This is a genomic window from Nocardia aurantiaca, assembly GCF_009708175.1.
GTDB classification, from domain to species: Bacteria; Actinomycetota; Actinomycetes; order Mycobacteriales; family Mycobacteriaceae; genus Nocardia; species Nocardia aurantiaca.
This window is the reverse complement of record NZ_WMBB01000011.1, coordinates 72,666-94,525: the sequence shown is the minus strand read 5'-3', so window position 1 is coordinate 94,525 and position 21,860 is coordinate 72,666. Positions and strand designations below refer to the sequence as shown.

The following is a 21,860-nucleotide window of genomic DNA, read 5'->3' as shown; positions in this document are numbered from 1 at the left end:
CGGAGTGCGGGAATGCGCGTCTACATCTTGAAGCGTCTGGGTCAGGCCGTCGCGGTGTTCTGGGCCGCCTACACGTTGTCTTTCATCCTGCTCAGCGCCTTGCCGGGTGATTCGGTCACCAACCGCATCCAGAACCCCGAAGCGCAGATCACCCCCGAGGCCGGTCGAGTCATGCTCGAGTTCTACGGCCTCGACCGGCCCCTCTGGCAGCAGTATCTGCACAGTCTCGCAGGCGTCTTCACCGGCCGCCTCGGTTACTCGCTCACCAGCGGGAAGGCCGTGGGGGAATTGATCGGTCATGCCTTGCCCAGCACCGTGCGGCTCACTGCGGCCGGGCTGGCGTTCGGACTGGTCTTCGCGATCGTCGTCGCGGTGGCGGCGAACTATGTGCCGTGGCGGTGGTTGCGGGAACTGCTCGGCGCGGCACCGGCCTTGTTCGCCTCGGTGCCTACGTTTGTGGTGGGAATTGTTGCTCTGCAAGTGCTTTCCTTCCGGCTGCGCCTGATTCCCTCGGTGGATGACGGCAGCGTCGCGGCGTTGCTCGCGCCAGGGGCGACGCTGGGACTGTTCGTCGCCGCACCGCTGGCTCAGGTGTTCGCGGCCTCCATCCGCACCACGCGAGGCCAGCCGTTCGTGCAGGTGCTCCGCGCCAAAGGTGCCGGAGCCGGCTACATCTTTCGCAAGGATGTACTTCGCAATTCGTCGCTGCCGGTGCTGACTCTGCTCGGCCTGGCCGTGGGCGAGTTGATCGCAGGGTCGGTGGTGACCGAGTCGGTATTCGCGCGCGAGGGTATCGGGCAGCTGACCGTCGGCGCGGTCAACACCCAGGACCTGCCGGTGGTGCAGGGCGTGGTGCTGCTGTCGACATCGGCGTACGTGCTGGTGAATCTCGCCGTCGATGTGACGTATCCGTTCATCGATCCGCGCGTGCTCGTGGACGGTAGGTCGCCTCGCACCACCAAACGCGTTGCGAGGCAGCGACAGTCGAATGCGATCGCCGATCCGCGACCGCCCGTGGAAGTGGCGATGCCGTGACACGTTCTGTTGAATCTCCGACCCGGCGCGCGAATATCGTTGCCGCAGCGCACCGATGGGCACGGCGCTGGAGCCTGCTGCTCGCTGTCACCGTGGTCGGCCTGGTCCTGCTGTGGGCGATCGTGCCGCAGCTGTTCACCGATTTCGATCCGCTCGCGGTGGATACGGCGGCGAAACTGCGTCCGCCGTCGAGCAGACACTGGTTCGGCACCGATCAGCTCGGCCGCGACCTCTACTCTCGCGTCGTCTTCGGTGCGCGGGCTTCGCTGAGCGGTTCGGCCATCGCGGTGGCCGTGGGTGTGGTGGTCGGTTCGGTGCTGGGTGTACTGGCCGGCTGGTTCGGCGGCTTCCCGGACAGCCTCGTCATGCGGGTCATCGACGTCTTGCTGTCGATTCCGGGGTTTCTGCTGGCCATCACCATCGTCGTGCTGCTCGGTTTCGGTGTCGTGCAAGCCGGGATCGCGGTGGGCCTGACCTCGGCGGCCACGTTCGCACGCCTGATCCGCGCTCAGGTGCTCGAAGCCCGGACCAGCAACTACGTCGACGCGGCTGTCACCAGCGGTGCGTCGACCGGTGCGATCCTGTGGCGCCACGTGATTCCCAACTCCGTCGGTCCGACGGTCTCGCTGATCACCGTGCAGTTCGGCATCGCCATCATCTGGATCGCTTCGCTGAGCTTCCTCGGTCTCGGTGCGCAGCCACCGGAACCGGAGTGGGGCCGTCTGGTGGCCGACGGCCGCAACTACATCGCCACCCGCGGCTGGCTCACGTTGTGGCCGGGCCTGACCGTGGTCGTAGTGGTGCTGGCGATGAATCACCTCTCCCGTCATCTCACCAGGAGGACGTCGTCATGACCGTCGCCCATGCGCCCGCGGCCCTGGAAGCGGACACCGTCGGCGCACCGGTGCTGGCAGTGGAGAACCTGACCGTCGGATACCGGGTCGGCCGTGGTTACCGGCCTGTCGTGCAGGGGGTTTCGTTCGAGCTGCCGCCCGGGCAGGTGCTGGCTCTGGTGGGGGAGTCGGGCTCGGGTAAGACCACCACCGCGCACGCCATTCTCGGGCTGCTTCCGGACAACGGTGCGGTGATCGGTGGCCGGATCATGTTCCGTGATCGGGTGATCACCGGTCTGTCGCCCAAAGGCTGGCGCGATATCCGCGGCCGGGCCGTGAGTCTGATCCCGCAGGATCCGGGGCTGTCACTGGATCCGGTGCGCCGCGTCGGTCCTCAGGTCGAGGATGTGCTGCTGCTGCACACCGACCTCGATGCCGACGCCCGGCGTCGCCGGGTGCACGAGCTGTTCGAGCTGGTCGGTTTCACCGACGTGGACCATCGCTACCGCCAGTATCCGCATGAGCTGTCCGGCGGCATGCGCCAACGGGTGCTGATCGCGGCGGCGGTGGCGGCCCAACCGGATCTCATCATCGCCGATGAGCCGACCTCGGCACTGGACGCGACGGTGCAGAAGCAGGTTCTCGATCTGATCGACGACCTCCGCGGCCGCAGCGGCACCAGCGTGGTGCTGGTGACCCACGACCTCGGGGTAGCTGCCGATCGTTCCGATCTGCTCGCTGTCATGCGCGACGGGCAGCTGGTGGAGTTCGGTTCGACGAAACAGATTGTCGCGCAACCACAGCACGAGTACACGCGCCGGCTGCTCGATGCCGTGCCGACGCGATCGATTCGCGCCCGCACCCGAGCGGCCGTCGCGGAGGCAGGCGAGACGGTCATCGAGATCACCGAGCTGCGCAAGGAATACGGCGGCGCGGCGGCCGTGGACGGCATCTCGTTGCGGGTTCGCGGCGGCGAAACCTTCTCGCTGGTCGGTGAATCCGGCAGCGGCAAGACCACCACCGCGCGGGTGATCGCCGGTCTCACCGAGGCGACCTCCGGGCAGGTGACGCTCCTCGGCGCCGATGTCACCGGACTGGGGCGCAAGGGTTTTCGGCCATTGCGCCGTGAGGTGCAGATCGTCTATCAGAACCCGTACTCCTCCTTCGATCCCCGCTTCGATGTCTACGACGTCGTCGATGAACCGCTGCGGTCGTTCCAACCACGGCGCGGGCTGCGCCGCGTCCGCAGACCCAACGCGGAGCGAGTCGTCGCGGCCCTCGAAGCGGCCGCGCTGCCGGCCGATTTCATCGACCGGCATCCCGGTGAGCTGTCCGGCGGGCAGCGCCAGCGGGTGGCCATCGCCCGCGCGCTGATCCTGGAGCCGAAGGTCCTCATCCTCGACGAACCCATTTCGGCGCTGGACGTCTCGGTCGCGGCGCAGATCCTGGACCTGCTGCGCGGCCTGCAAGAAGAGCGCGGGCTCACCTACCTGTTCATCTCCCACGACTTGGCGGTGGTGCGGGCGATCTCGGACCGCGTCGCGGTCATGCGACGCGGCCGCATCGTCGAACAGGGCCCGGTGGACGACGTTTTCACTCGCCCCGTCGACGACTACACGATCAGCCTGCTCGATGCCATCGCCGGCCGCACCCTTCCTGGAGGATTGTCATGACGACCACGCAACCGGCCACCCTCGAGGAAGCGCTGATCAGGATTCGCGCGATCCTCTCGGAGTTCGCCGCGGGCGCCGGTGACCGCGATGTGAATTCCGAGCACCCTGACGCCCTGATCCAGGATCTGGCCGACGCTGGATTCGGGCGACTGCGGGTGCCGACCGAGTTCGACGGTTTCGACGTCGATCTGCCGACCCTGTTCGCATTGCTCGCCGAGGCCGGAGAGGCGGATTCGAACATCCCGCAGATCTGGCGAGGCCATTTCACCACCGTCGAGATCCTGCGCTTGGAGTTCGATGCCGAGGTGCGATCGCACTGGCTGCGCGCCGTGAGCCGCGGTGCCGTCTTCGGCAACGCGCAATCCGAGCCGTCGACGCTGGTCGCGGCGGCGGTGGCCGAGGGTGCGGCGAACCGTGGATGGGGAGCGATCGCGACGCGGGTTCGCACCGACGAAAACGGCCGAAGGTTCGTCTCGGGTACCAAGTTCTATTCCACCGGGGCCCGCTTCGCCGACTACATTCGTGCCGCCGTCGTTGACGCTGCCGGAGACCGCGGCTTCGTCGTCATCCCGGCCCGGCACCCCGGTGTCACCCATGTCGATGACTGGGACGGCATCGGGCAACGTCAAACCGGCAGCGGCACAACTAGATTCGACGACGTACCGGTCGAGTCGCATGGAGACATCGGCAGATTCAAGGAATCGTTGCGCGGTCTGGACTCGTTCGTTCAGATCGTGCATCTGGCCAATCTGACCGGAATCGCCCGCAGCATCGTCGCCGAGACCACCGCCATCGTGCGTGATCGGACCCGGACCAGCCTGCACGCGACCACTCAGCAGGCCCGCGCCGATCCCGAGGTGCTGGGTGTGATCGGCCGCCTGGAATCTCGACGCCTCACCGCCGAGACATTGCTGCTGCACGCTGCCGAACGGTTGGAGGCCGCACACCGCAGCGGCGCCGAATCCGATTACACCCGTGCCTATCTCGACACTTCCGCTGCCCAGGTCGCCATTATCGAGGCAGTGCTCGACGCGGCGACCTCCGCGTTCGATGCCGGCGGTTCCTCCGTGGTGCGCAACAGCGCGCACCTGGATCGGCACTGGCGCAACGCTCGCACCCTCGCCTCGCACAACCCCGTGGTGTACAAGCCGCGGGTGATCGGGGACTTCCTGGTCAACGGGATCGCACCGCTGCCCGGCTACTACCGCGACCGGCCTTCGGTCACCGACCTCAGCTCCGAATCCGACACCGGCGAAAGGGTCACGCAGTGAGAGATCGACTGCACATCAACGTCAATATCCTCAATGCCGGCGTCTTCGGCGGCTCCTGGCGTTTCCCGGGAACCGATGGCGCGGCCAGTTACACCATCGAGCACTATACGGCCATCGCGAAGAAGGCCGAAGAGGCCACCCTGGACGCGGTGTTCCTCGCCGACGGTCCGATGCTCGACCCGAGCATCAAACACCGCACCGGCAACAATCTCGAGCCGACCACCGTCCTGGCCCGCGTCGCCGCCCAGACCGAGCGGATCGGACTGATCGCGACGCTGTCCTCGTCCTACAATGACCCCGTCGAATTGGCCAGGCGGCTGGGCGATCTCGACCACGTCAGCGGGGGCCGCTTCGGCTGGAACGTCGTCACCACCGCCGGTCCGGTCGCGGCGCGCAACTTCGGGCGGGATGGGGAACCCGAGCACGGACTGCGGTATCGACGCGCCGCCGAGTTCGTCGAGCAGGTCGTGGCGTCGTGGGCCGAGCGCACCGACCACAGGTCGCCTCAGGGGCGTCCTGTCGTGGTGCAGGCCGGCGGTTCCACCGACGGCAAGCGACTGGCCTCACGGGTAGGTGAGGTGATCTTCTCCGCCGAGCAGGACATCGCCAAAGCCAGAGCCTTCCGTGACGAACTGCGCGCCGGTGCGGCGGAATTCGGCCGCGACCCGGAGGAGATCGTCGTGCTGCCGGGATTGTCGACGGTGCTCGGCAGCACCGAGGCCGAGGCGCGAGAGCGACGCGAACTGCTCGACGAGCTGCTGCCCGACGCCTATGCGCGCGAGCGGCTGGCCGGGCAGCTGGGCGTGTCGCTGGAAGGGCTCGCGGATGATGAGCCCATTCCCGCTGCGCTACTGTCCGATCCGGACACCGCCGGTGGTTCACAGACCTTCTACCGAGTCGTCAAGGACATCATCGACCGCGAGAACCCGACACTGGGTCAGCTGCTCGAGAAGCTGTCCGGCGGTGCCGGACACCGCATCGTGGTCGGCACTCCGGAACAGGTCGCCGACGACATCGAGCTGTGGTTCCGCTCCGGCGCGGCCGACGGCTTCAACGTGATGCCCGATGTCCTGCCTTCCGGCTTCGACGATTTCGCCGACCATCTCATCCCCGAATTGCGTCGGCGCGGGCTGTTTCGCACCGACTACGACAGCACGACCTTGCGCGGCCACCTCGGTCTGGGTGTCCCGCCCGCACCGGTCGGTGTCTGGGATCGCGGACCGCTGCACGCCGCTCGCTGAGCACCGGCACGAAACAGAACAGGTGACATCATGGCCATTCCGATTCTTCTCGACCTCGCCGTCGGCGGGCCCGGCGAGCGGACCGCTCCCGCGGGACCCGCGCCGGTATCGCTGGCCGCATCCGCCGAAATCGCCACCGCCGCGGCCGAAGCCGGGGTCGCGGCGTTGCGGTTGCGCGACATCGCCGGCGCGAGTCGTGCGCTCGACCCGAGTGTGGTCGGCGCCTACCTCGCCGGGCGGGCGAGCGAGCTGGGCTATCTGGTGGATCTGCCCACGTCCGGCAACGCGCCCTACAACGCTGCTCGTCGTCTGCTCTCGTTCGACCGGGCGACCGGTGGCCGCGCGGGGGTCGTCCTGCGGGCCGGAGGCGACGACGAGGTCAGCCGCGCGACCGCACCCGAGTCTCGCGGTGACGACCGCGCACGCCGCTGGAGCGAGTACGGCGAAATCCTCACCCGGCTCTGGGAATCGTTCCCACGCGATGCGCTCATCGCCGATCAGCACCGCGGGGTGGTCGTCGACGAAACGTTGATCACCGCCATCGACCATGACGGTCAGTTCTACCGGGTCGCGGGTCCCCTCGACGGCCCTTCGTCGGTGCAGGGCCGCCCGGTCGTCGCCGCCACCGATCTCGACGTGTTGTCGTGGGACGATATCGCCGGTGTCGCCGATGCGGTTATCGTGCAACGAGATCAGGTCGCGGCCGCGTCCGTGGATCTGGCCGCGGCGCTGACGCGGGCGGGCCGTGCGCGCACGGAGATCGCGTTGCTGGCGAGCACGCCGGTGAGCATCGGCGAAGACACGCACGTGGCGGCCGTCGCCGCGGAGCTGTCGAGCTGGGTCACCGACGCGGGCGTGGACGGGCTGGTGCTCGCGCCGACCGGTGGCGCCGAGGCGGTGCTGGCCACCGTGCGCGACCTCGTCCCGCTGCTGGCAGGCTCCCGAGGATCGACGTTGCGCGCCACATTGGGGTTGCCCGTTCTCGCCGGAGTCGCGTCATGACGGCCGCATCCGACGCGCGTGCGGCGATCGCGTCCCACGACACCTCGGATCTGGCCGCGTCCGTGCTCACCGTCGCCGGTGTGCGCGCCGCCATCATCCCGGTGCTCGATCGTCTCGGTGCGAGCGCGAAAGACCGTGAACGTGAACGCGATTACGCCTTCGACGACGTCCGGGCGCTCGCCGAGACCGGGATCGCACTGGTCGGCATCGACGCCGCCGAGGGCGGGGCGGGCGGCACGATCCGTGATGTCACCGAGGTGGTGATCGAGGTGGCTCGCGCGGATTCCAATGTGGCACAGGCGCTGCGCGGCACCTTCCTGATCGCCCATCAAGTCGCCGGCCGTCCCGATCTGCCGCATCGCGAGACCGTGCTGACCCGGCTGCGCGCCCGCGACCTGTTCGCCGGCACCGCCAACGAACGCACCGGCGCCGCGAGCGGGCAGACCACCACGGCCGCCCGCCGTGACGGGCCGGACTGGATCGTCGACGGCGAGAAGTACTACTCGACGGGCGGGCTGTACGCATCCTGGTTCTCCACCCAGGCACTGACCGAGGACGGGGACATCCTGCGCTTCACCGTGCCCGTCGACCGTGCCGGCGTCGAACGGCTCGACGACTTCGACGCCGTAGGACAGCGACTGACCGCCAGCGGCACCACCCGATTCACCGCGGTGCGTGTGCATGCCGATGAGGTGACCACCCTGGGTGAGAGCGAACCCCGCAACCCGTGGACGGGTTCGTTCGCCCAGCTCTATCTTGCCGCGGTGCAAGCCGGCATCGCGGCGCGCGCTCTCGATGACGCCGTGCGTTTCGTGCGTGAGAAGGCTCGTCCGATCAAGCACAGCTCGGCGACCGCCAGTGTCGAGGATCCCTATGTGCGTCAGACGGTCGGGGCGATCGCGGCCCGGGCGCAGGCCGCGCGGGCGGTCGTCGTGCTGGCGGCCGAACAGCTCGACGATCTGCGCGAGCGATCCGGTGCGGACCTGCGTTCCGCTGCCGCCGCGGCGGCGGTGCATGTGGCCCAAGCCGGTGTGATCGCTATCGAATCCGCCCTGACCGCGGCGGAACTTCTCTTCGACGTGGGCGGCGGCTCCATCACCGATCGCGAGCTCGGATTCGACCGGCACTGGCGCAATGCCCGTACCGCCGCCAATCACAATCCGCGGCAATGGAAGCAATCCGTCGCGGGCGCCTATCACCTGACCGGGCAGGAACCCCCGACCACCGGATTGTTCTGAACCACAACCAGTTTCGTTTCCTTCTTCGATCCGAACCCTGACGAAAGCGATGACATCGATGAACTACGGTCCCTTCGAACTGACCTATGCGGCCGCGCCGGACCGCTACGAGCGGATTCCCTACCGCCGCACCGGCCGATCCGGACTGGACCTGCCCGCATTCTCCTTCGGCCTGTGGCAGAAGTTCGGCACCGACTATCCCCTGCACACCCAGCGCGAGATCATCCTGCACGCGTTCGATCTGGGCATCACGCACTTCGACAATGCCGACCGTTACGGCCCGCCGCATCGCGCCGCGCAGCAGAACTTCGGCAGGGTCCTGGCCAAGGACCTCGCGCCGTATCGTGACGAGCTGATTCTGTCGACCAAGGCGGGCAACGCCATCGGGCCCAGCCCGTATCTCCGCGGCGGATCGCGCAAATCGCTGCTGACCTCGCTCGAGCACAGCCTGCGTGATCTGGGCACCGACTATGTCGATATCTTCTACCACCACGTCCCCGATCCGGGCACACCACTCGAGGAGACGGTGGGCGCGTTGGTCAGCGCGGTGGAACAGGGCAAGGCCCTCTACATCGGTATCTCCAACTATCTGCCCGACCGAACCCAGGAGGCGGTGGAGCTGCTGCGCGCGGCAGGGGTGCCGCTGCTCATTCACCAGAGCCGATATTCGATCTACGATCGCCGTCCCGAGCAGAACGGCCTGCTCGAAGCCGCCAGCGCCGAGGGCTTCGGCGTGATCGCGTATTCGCCACTGGCACAGGGGCTGCTGACCGACAAGTACCTGGAGACGATTCCGGTCGGCGCCCGGGCGGTCAACAGCACGTTCCTCTCACCCGAGGTCATCGACGACACCTATCGCCAGCGCACGGCCGCGCTGAACAAGCTCGCCGAGGCGCGTGGCCAGTCGCTGGCTCAGCTGGCCCTGCAGTGGGTGCTGCGCCGGCCGGAGGTCACCTCCGCGCTGATCGGTGCGAGTTCCACCGCGCAGCTCGACCACAATCTGGCCGCCGTGACCTTCCCCGACCTCACCACCGAGGAGCTGGCGCTCATCGACGAGCACGGCGTCCACGGCACCGGCCTGAACCTATAGGCCCGCAACCCCGATCAGGAGACCACGATGACACAGGCGGAACGGACGGGCATCGGAGCCGGAGTCGAGGATGGCAGACCCTTCCGCCTGGGTTTTCTGCTGCACCTCGACCGCGATATTTCGCCCACACACGCCTACCGTGAGGCGATCGAGGTATTCCAAGCGGCCGAAGACCTGGGCTACGACTCGGGCTGGGTGATCCAGCGCCATTTCCGCCAAGGCCGCGAACACGTCTCCGCGCCACTGGTGCTGCTGGCCGCCATCGCCGAACACACGTGCCGTATCCGGCTGGGCACCGGTGTGCTGGTGCTGCCGCTCGAGGATCCGCTGCGAGTGGCCGAGGATGCGGCCACCCTCGACGCGCTCAGTGGCGGGCGACTGGAATTGGGCGTCGGATCCGGTCCGTTCCCGGGTGCGTGGGAGGCGTTCGGCAAGGACATCGCACGCAGGCATGAGGAGTACGAATCCGCTGTCGAAAGACTGCATCAGGTGCTCGAGGGGCGTTCGCTCAACAGCCTGGGGGAGGCGTTGCACCCTGATGGTGCGCGGGTGCGGGGAAGGCTCTGGCAGGCGACGACCAGCGATCCGGACCGAGCGGCTTCGGCGGCCGCCGCGGCGGCGAAAGCCGGTGACGGGCTGCAGCTCTCGCGCGCGACCCGCTGGCGTGACGGGTCAATCGCCGCGGCGCAACGCCGCCAGGCCGAGTGGATCGACTCCTATCGTGGCGCCTGGGATCGCGTCGATGCCGCACCGCGGGTCCAGGTTTCGCGAGCCGTGTACCCGCATCCCGACCGGAGCGCGGCCATCGAGCTGGTCGCCCCGGGCGTACGCCGCTGGCAGAGCTGGGCGCCGCCCGGACGCGGAATCGAAAGCCTCGATGTCGCAGAGTATCTCGACGCCGACCACGCCCTTATCGGCCCCGCGCCGGGGCTCGCCGCCGCGCTGCGTGACGATCCGTCGCTGGCGCACGTCACCGACCTGCTGGTCAGCTTCGTCCCCGGCGTGCCCGACCCCGACGAGCACGTGCGGCTGCTGACCTCGACCGCCACCGAACTGGCGCCCTTGCTGGGTTGGTCGCCGGTATCGGATCGAGCCTGAAATCTTTCGTACCGACGAGAGGCACACACCATGCCCGGATTCCACTTGAACCTGTCGCTGATGACGCCGGGCCACTTCCGGCACTCTTGGCGCTCCCCGCAGGCCGACCCCCTCGCCTACCTCGACATCGACTATTTTCAGCGACTGGCCCGCATCGCCGAGGCGGCCAAGATCGACGCGGTGTTCCTCGGTGATGGTCCGGCGTTGCATGGTGAGATCGAGGAGGCGCCCGGTACCGGGATCGATCCGCTGATCCTGCTCGGTAACCTGGCGGCGGTCACCGAACGGCTCGGTGTCGTGATCACCGCCTCGACCACCTACAACTCGCCCTACAATCTGGCGCGCCGCTTCCAGGCCCTCGATCATGTCACCAAGGGGCGTGCCGCGGTCAATGTCGTCACCACCGGAACCCCGGCAGCCGCAGCCAATTTCAGTGCCGCCGCCCATCCCGACAAGACGACGCGGTATCGACGTGCCTGGGAGTTCCTCGATGTCGTCACGCGATTGTGGGACAGCTGGGAGGCGGATTGGCTGATCGCCGACAAGCACTCCGGCCGCTATGCCGACCTCGCCAAGATCCACCGCATCGACCATGAAGGGGAATTCTTCGCTGTCGCAGGTCCGTTGCCCGTGGCGCCGGGGCCGCAGGGGCGGCCGGTGATCGTGCAGGCCGGCGGGTCCGACGGTGGTTTGAGGTTGGCGGGTGATTTCGCCGATGTGGTATTCACCGTGGCCCAGACCCGAGCCAAAGCGGTCGAGTTCCGCTCCGACATCCGTCGGCGCGCGTCCGCGGCGGGCCGCAACCCCGACGATGTGAAGATCTCCCTCGGCGTGGTGGTGCTCGTGGCCGCGACCGAGGAACAAGCGCGCCGTCGCGAGCGCGAACTGTACGCGCAGTTGCCGATCGAGCGGCTCACCGCCGCGCTGCTCGCCAATCTCGGTCTGCCACCGGGCAGTTTCGGGCCCGACGATCCGATCTCCGCCGGTGACCTTCCCGAAGATGTTCCGCCCGAGGCATTCTCGACGGGATTCGGTGTCTCCACCCGGGCGCTCATCGCCGAAGGCCCGCGCACCGCGCGGGATCTGATCCAGCGCGGCGCGGGTGGTTCCGGGCATCGGTTGCTGGTCGGTTCGGCCGAGCAGGTCGCCGATGATCTCGAGGCCTGGTATGAAGCCGGTGCGGCCGATGGTTTCACCGTGATGCCGGCCGAAACCTCGGTCGATCTGGAGAATTTCGCCACGCTCGTCGTTCCGATCCTGCAGGAGCGGGGATTGTTCCAGCGCGAGTACAGCGCGTCCACTCTGCGTGAGCGATTCGGGCTGCCGCACCCCCATCGTCAGCGCGTGGGCGCGGACGTGTCCGCCTGAATCGGAGAATGTGCACGATGGCGGTGGGGCCGGGTCGGCGAGCAGTGTCGATCCCGGCTCACCCGTTCGTCGAGACGGACATCAGCAGCGCCAGCGCCGCGACGAGTGCGGCCGCTCCCATGACCACGAGAAACCGCCAGTCGCCCAACCAGGCCGCCGCCAACGGCGCGCTCGCCCGAGACAGTGCGATCGGCACCGTCATCACCGCGATGATGCTCGCGAAACGGGCTACGCCGAAGGCGTCGGCGACGATGGACGGGCGCGCGACCACACTGGTGCCGTAACCGAGTCCGAAGGCCACGACGCAGGCCATGGTGAACGGCAGGGCGGTGCCGGCCAGCGGCAGCAGTGCCAATCCGAGCCCCTGCACCGCGAACGACACCGCTGTCACCGTGACCATCCCGAAGCGCCGGGCCAGCGGCGCCAGCGCCAGCCGGGAGCCGATCTGGGCCGCCCCGACCGTGATGGGCAGGGCGGACGCGGTCGCCGCCGAATGCCCGATGTCGCGGAAGTAGGACACCATCAGCAGCAGAAAGGCCGAGGTGGATCCGCTCTGGGCCACGAAAGCGACGACCAGCAGCCAGAATCGGCGATCGCGCAATGCGCCGCCGACCGGCACACCGGTGTGCCGAGTGATGCGCTGCATGTGTGCCGAACGTCCGGGGACCGCCCAGAGATGCAGGGGCACAGCGGTACAGACGAGTACGGCCGCCAAGACCACCAGCGTGGTGCGCCAGCCCAGCCGCATCTCCAGGCGTCCGGCGAGTAGGTAGTAGAAGCTGGTGGCCAGCCCGCAGATCATCGTCACCGTCACGATCGCGCCGTCGCGTCGGTGGGCGTCGCTGGTTGCCACCAGGACCGCGAACGCCGCTTCGTAGGTTGACATGGCCAGTGCCAGGCCGATCAGCACGAAGGCGAGATACAGCTGTGCCAGGGTGTGGGCCTGCGACCACAAAACTACCGCCAGCGCGCCGATCGCCGATCCTGTCGTCATGAGCGCACGCCCGCCGTACCGGTCGAGCAGCTGTCCGACCGGCACGGCGGCGAGCGCGCCCACGAGGGTGGATATGGTTGCGGCCGCGGCGATCTCGGTGCGCGAGGCGACCAGCGATTCGGCCATCGGTGATAAGAGCGCGGTGAACGCCTGGATCATGGCGCCGTAGCCGACGGTCTGGGTGAGGGCGAACACCACGACCAGCCGGCGCCATGCGGTGCGTTCTGCGGGGGTGGTGAGGCGTTCGGGTGTTGTCGTGCCCGAACTCATTCGGCCAGTAGCGGTAGCAGCCGATCGCCCTGGCGCCGGATCTCGCGAAGATAGGGGGTGTCGGAGAGCACGAAATGGGTGATGCCCAGATCACGATACTTGCGCAGCGATGTGGCGACGTCCTCCGGGGAGCCGACCAGCCAGGTCGTGGCCGCGCCGCCTCCGCCGAAGCGACCCGGGGTGGTGTAGAGATTGTCGTCGAGCACCTCCCCTCGTGCGGCCAGATCGAGCAGTCGCTGCTGACCGACGGCGGTGCGCCGGTGCGGGTCCGCGAACGTGCCGGGATGCAGGCGCGCCATCTCGGCGACCTTCGCCTCGGCCTCGGCCCATGCCTGCTCGGTGGTGTCACGAACGAAAGTGGTGATGCGCAAACCGAATTCGAGCGGGGCGTGCTCGCGGCCCAGCTCATCGCTGAGCGCGCGCAGCCGCTGGATGCGTTCGCGCACATCGTCGAGCGGTTCGCCCCAGAACAACTGGACATCGGCCTCCGTGGCCGACACTCGTTCGGCGGCCTCGGACGCGCCACCGAAGTAGAGGGTGGGATGCGCGCGATTGGGACGGGAGACGACGCGAGGCTCGACGGTGGACTCGCTCACCTGGAAATGCTCGCCACGGTAGGTGACCTGTTGCTGGGTCCACAGTTTGCGCACCAGTTGGAGGAACTCCCGGGTACGGGCGTAGCGGTCGGCCTGGTCGCCCTCGGTGTCGCCGTAAGCGGCGAGATCGTCCTTGCCCGAGACGATGTTGACCCGCACTCGGCCACCGGTGAGGTGATCCAGAGTCGCTGCGGCGGAGGCGAAATTCGCCGGCTTCCAGTATCCGGGCCGGACAGCGATGAGCGGTTCGAACGTGGAGGTGCGTGCGGCCAGCGCGGCGGCCACGGTGAAGGTGTCCGGGCGGCCCCATCCGGTGCCCAGCAGAGCGCCGGTCCAGCCGTGCTCCTCGAGCGCCTTGGCCTGGGTCGTCAGGGTTTCCAAGCTGTTGTGGTCGGCGCTGACAGGTTCGCCACGGTGACCCGGGGTCACCTGGTTGGGGATGTACCAGAGGAATTCGAGACTCATGGAAAGACAAATCCTGTTCGTGAGGTGATCAGCGGGCCAGCTCGGCGAGCTGAGCCCGGCGCACATCGGTCGTCTGCCCCTGAACCAGCACGAAAAGCGCTGAGCGGGCGTGTAATTGGGCGGTATCGTCGTTGCCGAGCCCGCGCCCGGACCGGGCGATGAGCAGGGCGCGGGTGAGAGTCGAGAGCGCTTCGCCGCTGGCTGCCTTGGTGGCCAGGCGTTCGTCGAGGCGATGTGGTCCGCCGCCATGGGCTCTCGCCTCGTCGGCGAGCGCATACGCGCGGGAACGGATCGCGGCGACTCGTGGACGCCAGACGGCGGCCACATGACGGGCCTGGAGGTCCGCGGTGGCCTCGAGTTCACGCAACACCGTCTCCGCCAGCCCGAAGTGGTGGCCCCTCGCGTCGCTGGCCAAGCCGATGTCGAGCAACCGGGCATGGGCGAGCGAATGCGCCGACAGCACCTGCTGATCCGGGACGAAAACCTCGTCCAGACGCACCCGCTCGGTTCGGCTGCCGGCGACCGCGGCCAGCGCGAGCGGCCCGTCGCTGTGGGTGCGCTCATCGACCGGAATCAGCGCGGTCACCACGGTTTCGGTACTCGGATCCACCGCTGCGACAGCGAGCGCGGCATTGAGGCCCCACCCGCTGACCCACGAGATGGTGCCGGTGAAGATCCACCCGCCGGGGGCGCGGCGTGCGGCGATGTATCGATCCGGGTAGCGCCGCACATCGCTGACACCGGCCCCGAGCAGTAGTTCGCCGCGCAGCACTCGTTCCGCGAGTTCGGAGGACGCCAGACCGGCGGCTCGCGCCTCGGTGATGCGCCCGGCCAGCGGTGCGTGCTGTGCCCAGACCAGCCAGGTGTTGAAGCAGGCGCCCGAAACGATCTCGTGCACCAGCCGATCGGTCTCGCGGTCGATCGCCAGGCCCCCGAACTCGATGGGGGCGAGATGATTCAGCAATCCCAGCTCGGCCAGTTCGCCGATCCGGGAGCGCGGCACGCCGTCGCGATCGGTGCGCAGCGCCTGTGGACGCAGCACCGACTCGGCGTAGTCACGCACGCGACCGACGAAGGAGTGAGCATCCGCCGCGGTGACCGTGGCCCTGTCCGTCGCCATAGATCCCCTTTCGTAGTGCCGCGCAGAAGAAATCGGCCGATTCGGCACTCAGCCGGTCGATTCGCCAACGGGATTATCGGCCTGCATTTCGGAGCGACACTGGCGACAGTTGTCTCGCCGGGGTCCGGCAACGTTTCCTGAACTGCGCGAGTTGGCGGGCGAGGGGAATAAACTCTCTGCGATTCCAGCGCTTTCCGAACGGAATTCATCGAGAACCGGTCGGGGTAGTGAATGGCGGCCGAGCCGGGTATCCGAATGTTTCACGAAAACTGAACGATCCTCGAAGGGCAACTTGGTTGTTCCGCGTTCGATGGTGGTGCACTCTTCTCGGGGAGTTCCGCGATCGTTCGAGGGGCGTTCCAGTCGGCCATCGCGGCAATTCTTCTTCGCGGTGATGCGAACTATCAGAAAGGCTGACAATGACTGTGGCGGTAGCCGTGCAAGCCGGTCTGCCCGCCGGATGGGATGAGTCGGCGTTCGAATCCGTGCTCGACCGCATCGCCGCACAGGCGGCCGGGTACGACCGGGCGTCGACGTTTCCGTACGACTCCTTCTCCGCGCTGCGCGAGATCGGGGCGCCGGCGCTGGTCGTGCCTCGCGAATTCGGCGGCGGGGGAGCGGATCTCGCTACCGCTGTAGAGGTCATCGAGCGAGTCGGTGCGGCCGATGCCTCCGTGGGACTGATTCTGCAGTGGAACTACACCAACCACCTCGACCTGCTGCACCCGGACTGCCCCTGGCCTCCCGAATTGCGTGAGGCGGTGTTGCGATCGGCCGCCACCGACGGCGCGCTGATCAACGGACTGGCCGTGGAGCGTGAACTGGGCAGCCTGGCCCGGGGCGGCCTGCCGGCCACGACGGCCACCCGGCTGCCCTCGGGGGACTGGCGCATCGACGGCGAGAAAGCCTATGCCACCGGCATTTCCGGGCTCACCTGGTTCACCGTCACCACCCGCACCGCCGACCCGGAACCACGGCTGGCGACTTTCCTGCTCGATCGCTCCGCCTCCGGATGGCGGGTGGAACCGACCTGGAACCACCTGGGACTGCGTGCCTCCGACACCCAATCGGTCGTTTTCGACGGCACCGTCGTACCGCACGCACGACTCCTGCAGGTCCGGGATCCGAGCAGCGGTCCGGGCCCGGTCCGCCAGGGGCGGCAGGCGCTGCCGCTACTGCTGGCCGCCAATTACAACGGTGTCGCCCTCGCCGCGCGTGACTGGCTCACCACCTACCTGCACACCAGGGTGCCGACGGCGCTGGGCGCGTCACTGGCCACCGTGCCACGCTTCCACGATCGCGTCGGGGAGATCGAGGCCGCGATCCAGACCAGCCGGGCGCTGGTGCGGCAGGCAGTGGCGGCCCTTGCGGTCGACCCGGGGAGCGCACTGCCGAGCGTGGCGAAGCATGTGGCCACCACTACCGCTGTGCGCGTCACGGAATCCGCGCTCGATCTCACCGGCAACCCGGGTCTGGACCGGCGCCATGCGCTCGAACGCCATCACCGCGACGCCATGGTCGGGCGAATCCATTCCCCGCAGAGCGATCTCGTGCTCAGTAATCTGGGGCGCGCGGCGATCGCCCGCGCTGCCCCGCCGGCTGATCGGCAGTGATTCCCGGACAGGGGAATCGCGTCGACGTCGTTCGAGAGGCAGCCGGCGGGAGGGCACACGCGCGGGTTCGGCGCCGTGCTCGAGCGAGCTGATCGACGGCGGCGATCATGCGGTCGATCCGCGCGTGCCGCCGAGCGCTTCAGCGGCGCCGCGGAACCCGTCGCCGGGCACATCCCGGGCGCGCGGAACCTGCTCATGGATCGTTCGAGGCCGGATTTTCTGTCCCGCAGCGGAACTGGGGCGCTTCGGCACGGTCGGAGTGGCGGACACATCGGTGGTGGGGTGTATTGCGGGGTCCGAGGGACCGCGGTCGATATCGCGACATCGGCCGTTCTCGGGATCGACGCCGCTCTGTTTCCGGGCAGGTGCAACTCGAATGCTGCCGTGCTGTGGAACCGTCCACAAATTCTGAACGAATCTCGAAGGACGGCTGGATTGTTCGCCCGCTTCGGCGAGGGCACACTGCACATCGATCCCGCGGCCGAGTATTCGTATTTTCAGGCTCCGCGCCATTTTTCGGCGCAGGCGGGATCGGATCGCGCCGACGCGCGACCGCGTCGATTCTTCTCGGAACGATTGGAGGCATCTCGTGTCCACGACTCGCCGGCTGCGGCTCGGACTTCTCACCAACTCGCCCGGTAATTCGGTGCCCGGTGGGTTGACCCCGGGCGATGTGCGCTACCCGGGCGCGGTGCTCGATCACTATGTACATCTGGCGGCCCGGGCTCAGGCGGCGAAGCTGGATCTGCTCTTCGCCGCCGACGGGCTGGGTTCCGATACCGAGCTCGGCTCCCGGCCCGAACCGATCACCTTGTTCTCGGCGCTGGCCGCCGTCACCGAGAACCTCGGACTGGTTCCGACAGTGTCGACGACTTTCACAGCGCCGTTCAACCTCGCCCGTCAGCTGCAGTCGCTGGACCATCTCTCCGGTGGCCGGGTGGGTTGGAACGCGGTCACCTCGACTGTGGGCGAACGCAATTTCGGCGATCAGCCGCTTCCCACTCACGAAAACCGTTACCGGCAAGGCCTCGAGCACGTCTCGGTGGTCACCCGATTGTGGGACTCATGGGACAACGGTCGGCAGCTGGGCCCGATCGACCATCGCGGTGAATTCTATTCCGTCGAAGGCCCACTGCCGCTGCCACGCTCGCCGCAGGGGCGGCCGGTGCTGTTCCAGGCTGGATCCTCCCATGACGGCATCGCGTTCGCCGCCCGCTTCGCCGAGGGCGTCTACACCGCTCAGCAGACACTCGTTGGTGCACAACGCTTCTACCGGCAGGTGAAGGCGGCGACCTCGGCAGCGGGCCGGGACCCGCAGACGATTCTGGTGCTGCCCGGAGTGAGCACGACCATCGGCGGCACCGAGCGCGAGGCCCGGCGCTTGGACGATGAACTGTTCGAGGCCGCCGACATCGGCTCCGCCCGTGCGGCGCTCGAGAAGCAGCTGGCCGGAATCGATCTGTCGGGTTTCGCGCTCGACGAGGTCATTCCGGAGTCCTCGCTGCCCCCGGTGTCGTCGGTGCAGGGCCGGCAGAGCCGGTACGGTGTGTTCCGGGAGCTGGCGGTGCGGCAGGGCTGGACAGTGCGTGAGCTGATCAAGCTCCAACAGCGTTCGGCCGGCCATGGGCGTGTGGTCGGCTCGCCGGAACAGGTGGCCGATCAGCTCGCGCACTGGTTCCTCGAAGGCGGAGCGGACGGATTCGTCGTCATGCCGGGGCAGGGCAGTGGCGGAGTCGAGGCCTTCACCGAGCAGGTCGTGCCGCTGCTACAGCGGCGCGGGCTGTTTCGTACCGAGTACGAGTCCGACACGCTGCGTGGCAACCTCGGCCTGCCCGCGGACAGCGCGCGAGCACGCGTCTCGACTGCGGCCGTGGCCGAGGCGGTGTGATCGGTATGGGCGTTGCCGGCTGATCCTCAACCTCGATCTGCTCACCGCGGGCGCGCCTCCGGCGGCCTGGCGCGCTCCGCTACAGCACCCATCCACGACCGGCAACACCGTAACCGGCCGCCGCGGCCGCCCTCTGGCACCCATCTATCGCGCCCCCATTTGTTTCGAAGGAGTTCCTCGATGACCGACACACTCGATCGGTTCGACACCGGCACATTGCTGTCCGCGCTCGGTGCGCGCGAGCCATCGCTCGGTGGTTTCGGTCCCCCGGCCACCGATATCGCGCCGGATGCGATCCGCCTCCTGGGCGGGGTGCCGGCCGACGAGGCCCTGCCCACCGCGCAGTTGGCCCGCGCCTACCGCGAAGTGCTCGAAGATCGCGCTGAATCGGCTGCGGCACTGCATTATTCGGTGGCGAATGGCATCGAGCCACTGCGCACCTGGATCGGTGCGCGTGAGAATGTCGACCCTGCCCGTGTCCTGGTGACCAACGGGGCCTTGCACGGATTGAGCCTGCTGTTCTCCGCACTGTTGAATCCCGGTGACAGTGTGGCCGTGGAGCAGCCCAGCTTCCCACTGGCGGTGCGAGTGCTGGGACATCATGGCGCACAGGTGGTTGCGGTGCCCACCACCGGCGGTCACCTGGGTCTCGATGATCTCGAGCGGCGACTGCGCGCTGGGCTGCGGATCAAGCTGCTCTACCTCATCCCCGATTTCCAGAACCCCACCGGAACAACCCTGCCCGCGGCGGACCGCGTCCGTGTGGTCGCGCTGGCAGAGCGGTATGGATTCGTGGTGGTCTCCGACAACCCCTATCGGGATCTGCGGTTCGCCGGTGAGAGCGTCGAGGACCTCAGCCTCGACAGCGACCACGTCGTACGCGTCAACACCTTCTCCAAAACGCTGGGACCGGGCCTGCGGCTGGGCTGGATCGCCGCACCGGCCTGGCTGGTGCCGGTACTGGCGCGCCTGCGCGGCAATGTCGATCAGCACACCTCGCTGCTCGGCCAGACCGCTGTCGCGCGGCTGCTGCACACACCCGGCGTGCTCGACGACATCCTCGTCACCGCGCGCGAGATCTACCGCACCCGGGCCGCGGCACTGACCGGCGGCCTGCGCGCCGTCTTGGCCGACGCCGTCGAGTTCACCGACCCCGAGGGCGGAATCTTCCTGTGGGTCAAGGCCGCCGACCCCACGCTGGATCTGACGGCGGTGCAGACGCGAGCCCGCGCCCTGGGTACCGACTTCTCTCTGGGCCGCTATTTCGACCCGGCCGGTGCGGTGGCCTTCACCGATCATCTGCGGCTGGGCTTCAGCAACAACACCCCCGACGACCTACGCACCGCGGTCGACCGCATCGCCGAAGCCTTCGCACGGCACTGACATCAGGAGTTTCGAATACCATGCAGCGCAACAGATTCCGGCGCACAGCGGTGCTCACGGCCATTGCTGTGTTCGCCACGGTCCTGGCCGGATGCGCCGCCTCGGGCAGCCGCGTCCAGGCCGGCGACGACGCCGGACCTCCCGTATCCGGAGGCACCCTGAAATTCGGTGTGCTGGACGCTCCCGCCAACCTGGATCCGCACTCGGGCAGCTCCTATCCCGAATCACTCATCTCGAGCAACGTCACCGACAAGCTGACCTACCAGAACCCCGACACCGGAGCCATCGAACCGTGGCTGGCGAAGTCCTGGGAGATCAACGATCAACTGACCCAGTTCACCTTCCACCTGCGTGACGATGTGACCTTCAGTGACGGATCGAAATTCACCGCCGACTCGGTCAAGGAGAACTTCGATCTGCTCGGGCGCGGTGACAAAGGACTGGGCATCGTGCCGGTGACCGCCTACTGGGTGGGCTACACCGGCACCGAGGTGCTGGATGCCTCGACGGTGCGGGTGAGCTTCGACCGGCCCAATGCCGGTTTCCTGCAGGCACTGTCACTCTACTTCTCCGGAATTCTCGGGCACTCCACTCTGCAGCTGTCCAAGGAACAGCGAGCCGTGGCGCGCAACATCGTCGCGACCGGCCCGTTCACCATCGCCGAACACGTCTATCAGCAGAAGACCGTCCTGAAGAGGCGTCCCGGTTACGCCTGGGCGCCCGCAAGCCGCAAGCACAACGGCGAGGCCTACCTCGACCAGGTCGAGATCGATGTCATCCCCGAGGCGGGCGTGCGCACCGGCGCACTGCGCGCCGGGACCGTCGACGCCATCCTCGATGTCAACAACACCGATGAGGCACCACTGCGAGCCGAGGGCTATCGCATTGTGCCCCAGCTGATTCCGGGACGCGATATCTCCTTCGACTTCAAGACGGACAAGTTTCCCACCAATGACCGGGCCGTGCGTGAAGCCGTGAAGCTGGGCTGGAATCGCGACGCGCTGGCCAAGACGGTGCTCACCTCGAGCTACAAGGTGTCGACCTCGGTGCTGTCCTCGCGTGTGCCCGGCTACAGCGATTTCAGCCAGGATTTGAAGCCGGACCAGGCCAAGGCCGAGCAGATTCTCGACGCGGCGGGCTGGAAGAAGGGCTCCGACGGCATCCGCGTCGACAAGGACGGCCGCCGGCTCGAACTCGCACTGCTGGGTATCGACAACCTGGTCAACAACAAACCCGCCTATCAGCTGATCCAGCAGGACCTGCGCAAGATCGGTGTCGACCTGCAGCTCAACGTGCTGCCCATCCCGGACTACACGGCCGCGAGTACGCAGAAGGGACGCTGGAACGTTCAGGTCGCCAATCAGAGCCGAGCCGATGTGGCGGTGCTCGAGCAGATGTATTCGCCGCAGTACGGCAATATCTCGGCGCTGACGCCGGACAATCCCGCCTATCAGGAGGCGATCGACAAGCTCAGCGCGCTGAGCAAGACCCTGGATAGCGGCCGGCGTGCCAAGGCAGCCGAGCAGGCGCAACGCTTCCTGCTCAACGAGCAGGTGCTCACGGTGCCGGTGTACAACCCCGCGCAGGTGACCGCGGCCGCACCGCGCGTGCACAACGTCGGATACGAAGCGCAGTCACGCAACGTCTTCTACGACACCTGGCTCTCGCCGAAGTAGCGGAGG

The 21,860-nt window shown here is 67.7% G+C and carries 17 protein-coding genes; 14 read left to right on the top strand and 3 right to left on the bottom strand.

Annotation, left to right across the window (positions count from 1 at the left end):
* Nucleotides 1–12: 12 nt before the first annotated feature.
* The 10 genes from GLP40_RS23355 to GLP40_RS23310 are packed head-to-tail and all read left to right on the top strand — an operon-like array spanning nt 13 to nt 11,849.
* Nucleotides 13–1,035, top strand: coding sequence for an ABC transporter permease (locus GLP40_RS23355; RefSeq protein ID WP_154790140.1), 1,023 nt, complete (start codon nt 13–15; stop codon nt 1,033–1,035).
* Nucleotides 1,032–1,889 (top strand): ABC transporter permease, encoded by an 858-nt coding sequence (locus tag GLP40_RS23350; RefSeq protein ID WP_328290557.1) that lies wholly within the window; start codon nt 1,032–1,034, stop codon nt 1,887–1,889. Before GLP40_RS23355 ends, GLP40_RS23350 begins: the two co-directional genes overlap by 4 nt.
* Nucleotides 1,886–3,541: a dipeptide ABC transporter ATP-binding protein gene (locus GLP40_RS23345; RefSeq protein WP_154790139.1), complete on the top strand. Its 1,656-nt coding sequence runs from the start codon at nt 1,886–1,888 to the stop codon at nt 3,539–3,541. The genes GLP40_RS23350 and GLP40_RS23345 overlap by 4 nt, the downstream gene beginning before the upstream one ends.
* Nucleotides 3,538–4,812: an acyl-CoA dehydrogenase family protein gene (locus GLP40_RS23340; RefSeq protein WP_154790138.1), complete on the top strand. Its 1,275-nt coding sequence runs from the start codon at nt 3,538–3,540 to the stop codon at nt 4,810–4,812. Before GLP40_RS23345 ends, GLP40_RS23340 begins: the two co-directional genes overlap by 4 nt.
* Nucleotides 4,809–6,053 (top strand): LLM class flavin-dependent oxidoreductase, encoded by a 1,245-nt coding sequence (locus tag GLP40_RS23335; protein ID WP_328290556.1) that lies wholly within the window; start codon nt 4,809–4,811, stop codon nt 6,051–6,053. The genes GLP40_RS23340 and GLP40_RS23335 overlap by 4 nt, the downstream gene beginning before the upstream one ends.
* 30 nt (nt 6,054–6,083) lie before the next feature.
* Entirely contained in the window at nt 6,084–7,055 is a 972-nt protein-coding gene (locus GLP40_RS23330) for an LLM class flavin-dependent oxidoreductase (RefSeq protein ID WP_154790137.1), read from the top strand.
* Nucleotides 7,052–8,293, top strand: coding sequence for an acyl-CoA dehydrogenase family protein (locus GLP40_RS23325; protein ID WP_154790136.1), 1,242 nt, complete (start codon nt 7,052–7,054; stop codon nt 8,291–8,293). Before GLP40_RS23330 ends, GLP40_RS23325 begins: the two co-directional genes overlap by 4 nt.
* Before the next feature lie 58 nt (nt 8,294–8,351).
* A complete protein-coding gene (locus GLP40_RS23320) occupies nt 8,352–9,383 on the top strand; it encodes an aldo/keto reductase (RefSeq protein ID WP_154790135.1) in 1,032 nt (343 codons plus the stop codon).
* Between the two features lie 27 nt (nt 9,384–9,410).
* Nucleotides 9,411–10,481 carry an LLM class flavin-dependent oxidoreductase gene (locus GLP40_RS23315; RefSeq protein WP_154790134.1) on the top strand — a complete coding sequence of 357 codons (1,071 nt, stop codon included), beginning with the start codon at nt 9,411–9,413 and terminating at the stop codon, nt 10,479–10,481.
* Nucleotides 10,482–10,511: 30 nt separating this feature from the next.
* Nucleotides 10,512–11,849 (top strand): NtaA/DmoA family FMN-dependent monooxygenase, encoded by a 1,338-nt coding sequence (locus tag GLP40_RS23310; protein WP_154790133.1) that lies wholly within the window; start codon nt 10,512–10,514, stop codon nt 11,847–11,849.
* 58 nt (nt 11,850–11,907) lie between these two features.
* Here the strand turns inward: GLP40_RS23310 and GLP40_RS23305 are convergent, their stop codons facing one another.
* Genes GLP40_RS23305 through GLP40_RS23295 form a run of 3 tightly spaced genes read right to left on the bottom strand, consistent with a single transcriptional unit; the run spans nt 11,908 to nt 15,294 of the window.
* Nucleotides 11,908–13,113, bottom strand: coding sequence for an MFS transporter (locus tag GLP40_RS23305; protein WP_154790132.1), 1,206 nt, complete (start codon nt 13,111–13,113; stop codon nt 11,908–11,910).
* Nucleotides 13,110–14,174 carry an LLM class flavin-dependent oxidoreductase gene (locus GLP40_RS23300; RefSeq protein WP_154790131.1) on the bottom strand — a complete coding sequence of 355 codons (1,065 nt, stop codon included), beginning with the start codon at nt 14,172–14,174 and terminating at the stop codon, nt 13,110–13,112. Before GLP40_RS23300 ends, GLP40_RS23305 begins: the two co-directional genes overlap by 4 nt.
* A gap of 28 nt (nt 14,175–14,202) precedes the next feature.
* Nucleotides 14,203–15,294, bottom strand: coding sequence for an acyl-CoA dehydrogenase family protein (locus GLP40_RS23295; RefSeq protein WP_154790130.1), 1,092 nt, complete (start codon nt 15,292–15,294; stop codon nt 14,203–14,205).
* Nucleotides 15,295–15,713: 419 nt separating this feature from the next.
* On the opposite strand from GLP40_RS23295, the gene GLP40_RS23290 reads away from it, so the two are divergent.
* From GLP40_RS23290 to GLP40_RS23275, 4 genes are all read left to right on the top strand, one after another.
* Nucleotides 15,714–16,907 carry an acyl-CoA dehydrogenase family protein gene (locus GLP40_RS23290; RefSeq protein ID WP_154790129.1) on the top strand — a complete coding sequence of 398 codons (1,194 nt, stop codon included), beginning with the start codon at nt 15,714–15,716 and terminating at the stop codon, nt 16,905–16,907.
* Between the two features lie 589 nt (nt 16,908–17,496).
* Nucleotides 17,497–18,795, top strand: coding sequence for an NtaA/DmoA family FMN-dependent monooxygenase (locus GLP40_RS23285; RefSeq protein ID WP_328290555.1), 1,299 nt, complete (start codon nt 17,497–17,499; stop codon nt 18,793–18,795).
* 180 nt (nt 18,796–18,975) lie between these two features.
* The gene (locus GLP40_RS23280) at nt 18,976–20,178 is read left to right on the top strand and encodes an aminotransferase-like domain-containing protein (protein WP_154790128.1); all 1,203 of its coding nucleotides are present in this window, start codon (nt 18,976–18,978) and stop codon (nt 20,176–20,178) included.
* 20 nt (nt 20,179–20,198) lie between these two features.
* Nucleotides 20,199–21,854 carry an ABC transporter substrate-binding protein gene (locus GLP40_RS23275; RefSeq protein ID WP_154790127.1) on the top strand — a complete coding sequence of 552 codons (1,656 nt, stop codon included), beginning with the start codon at nt 20,199–20,201 and terminating at the stop codon, nt 21,852–21,854.
* Nucleotides 21,855–21,860 lie beyond the last annotated feature (6 nt).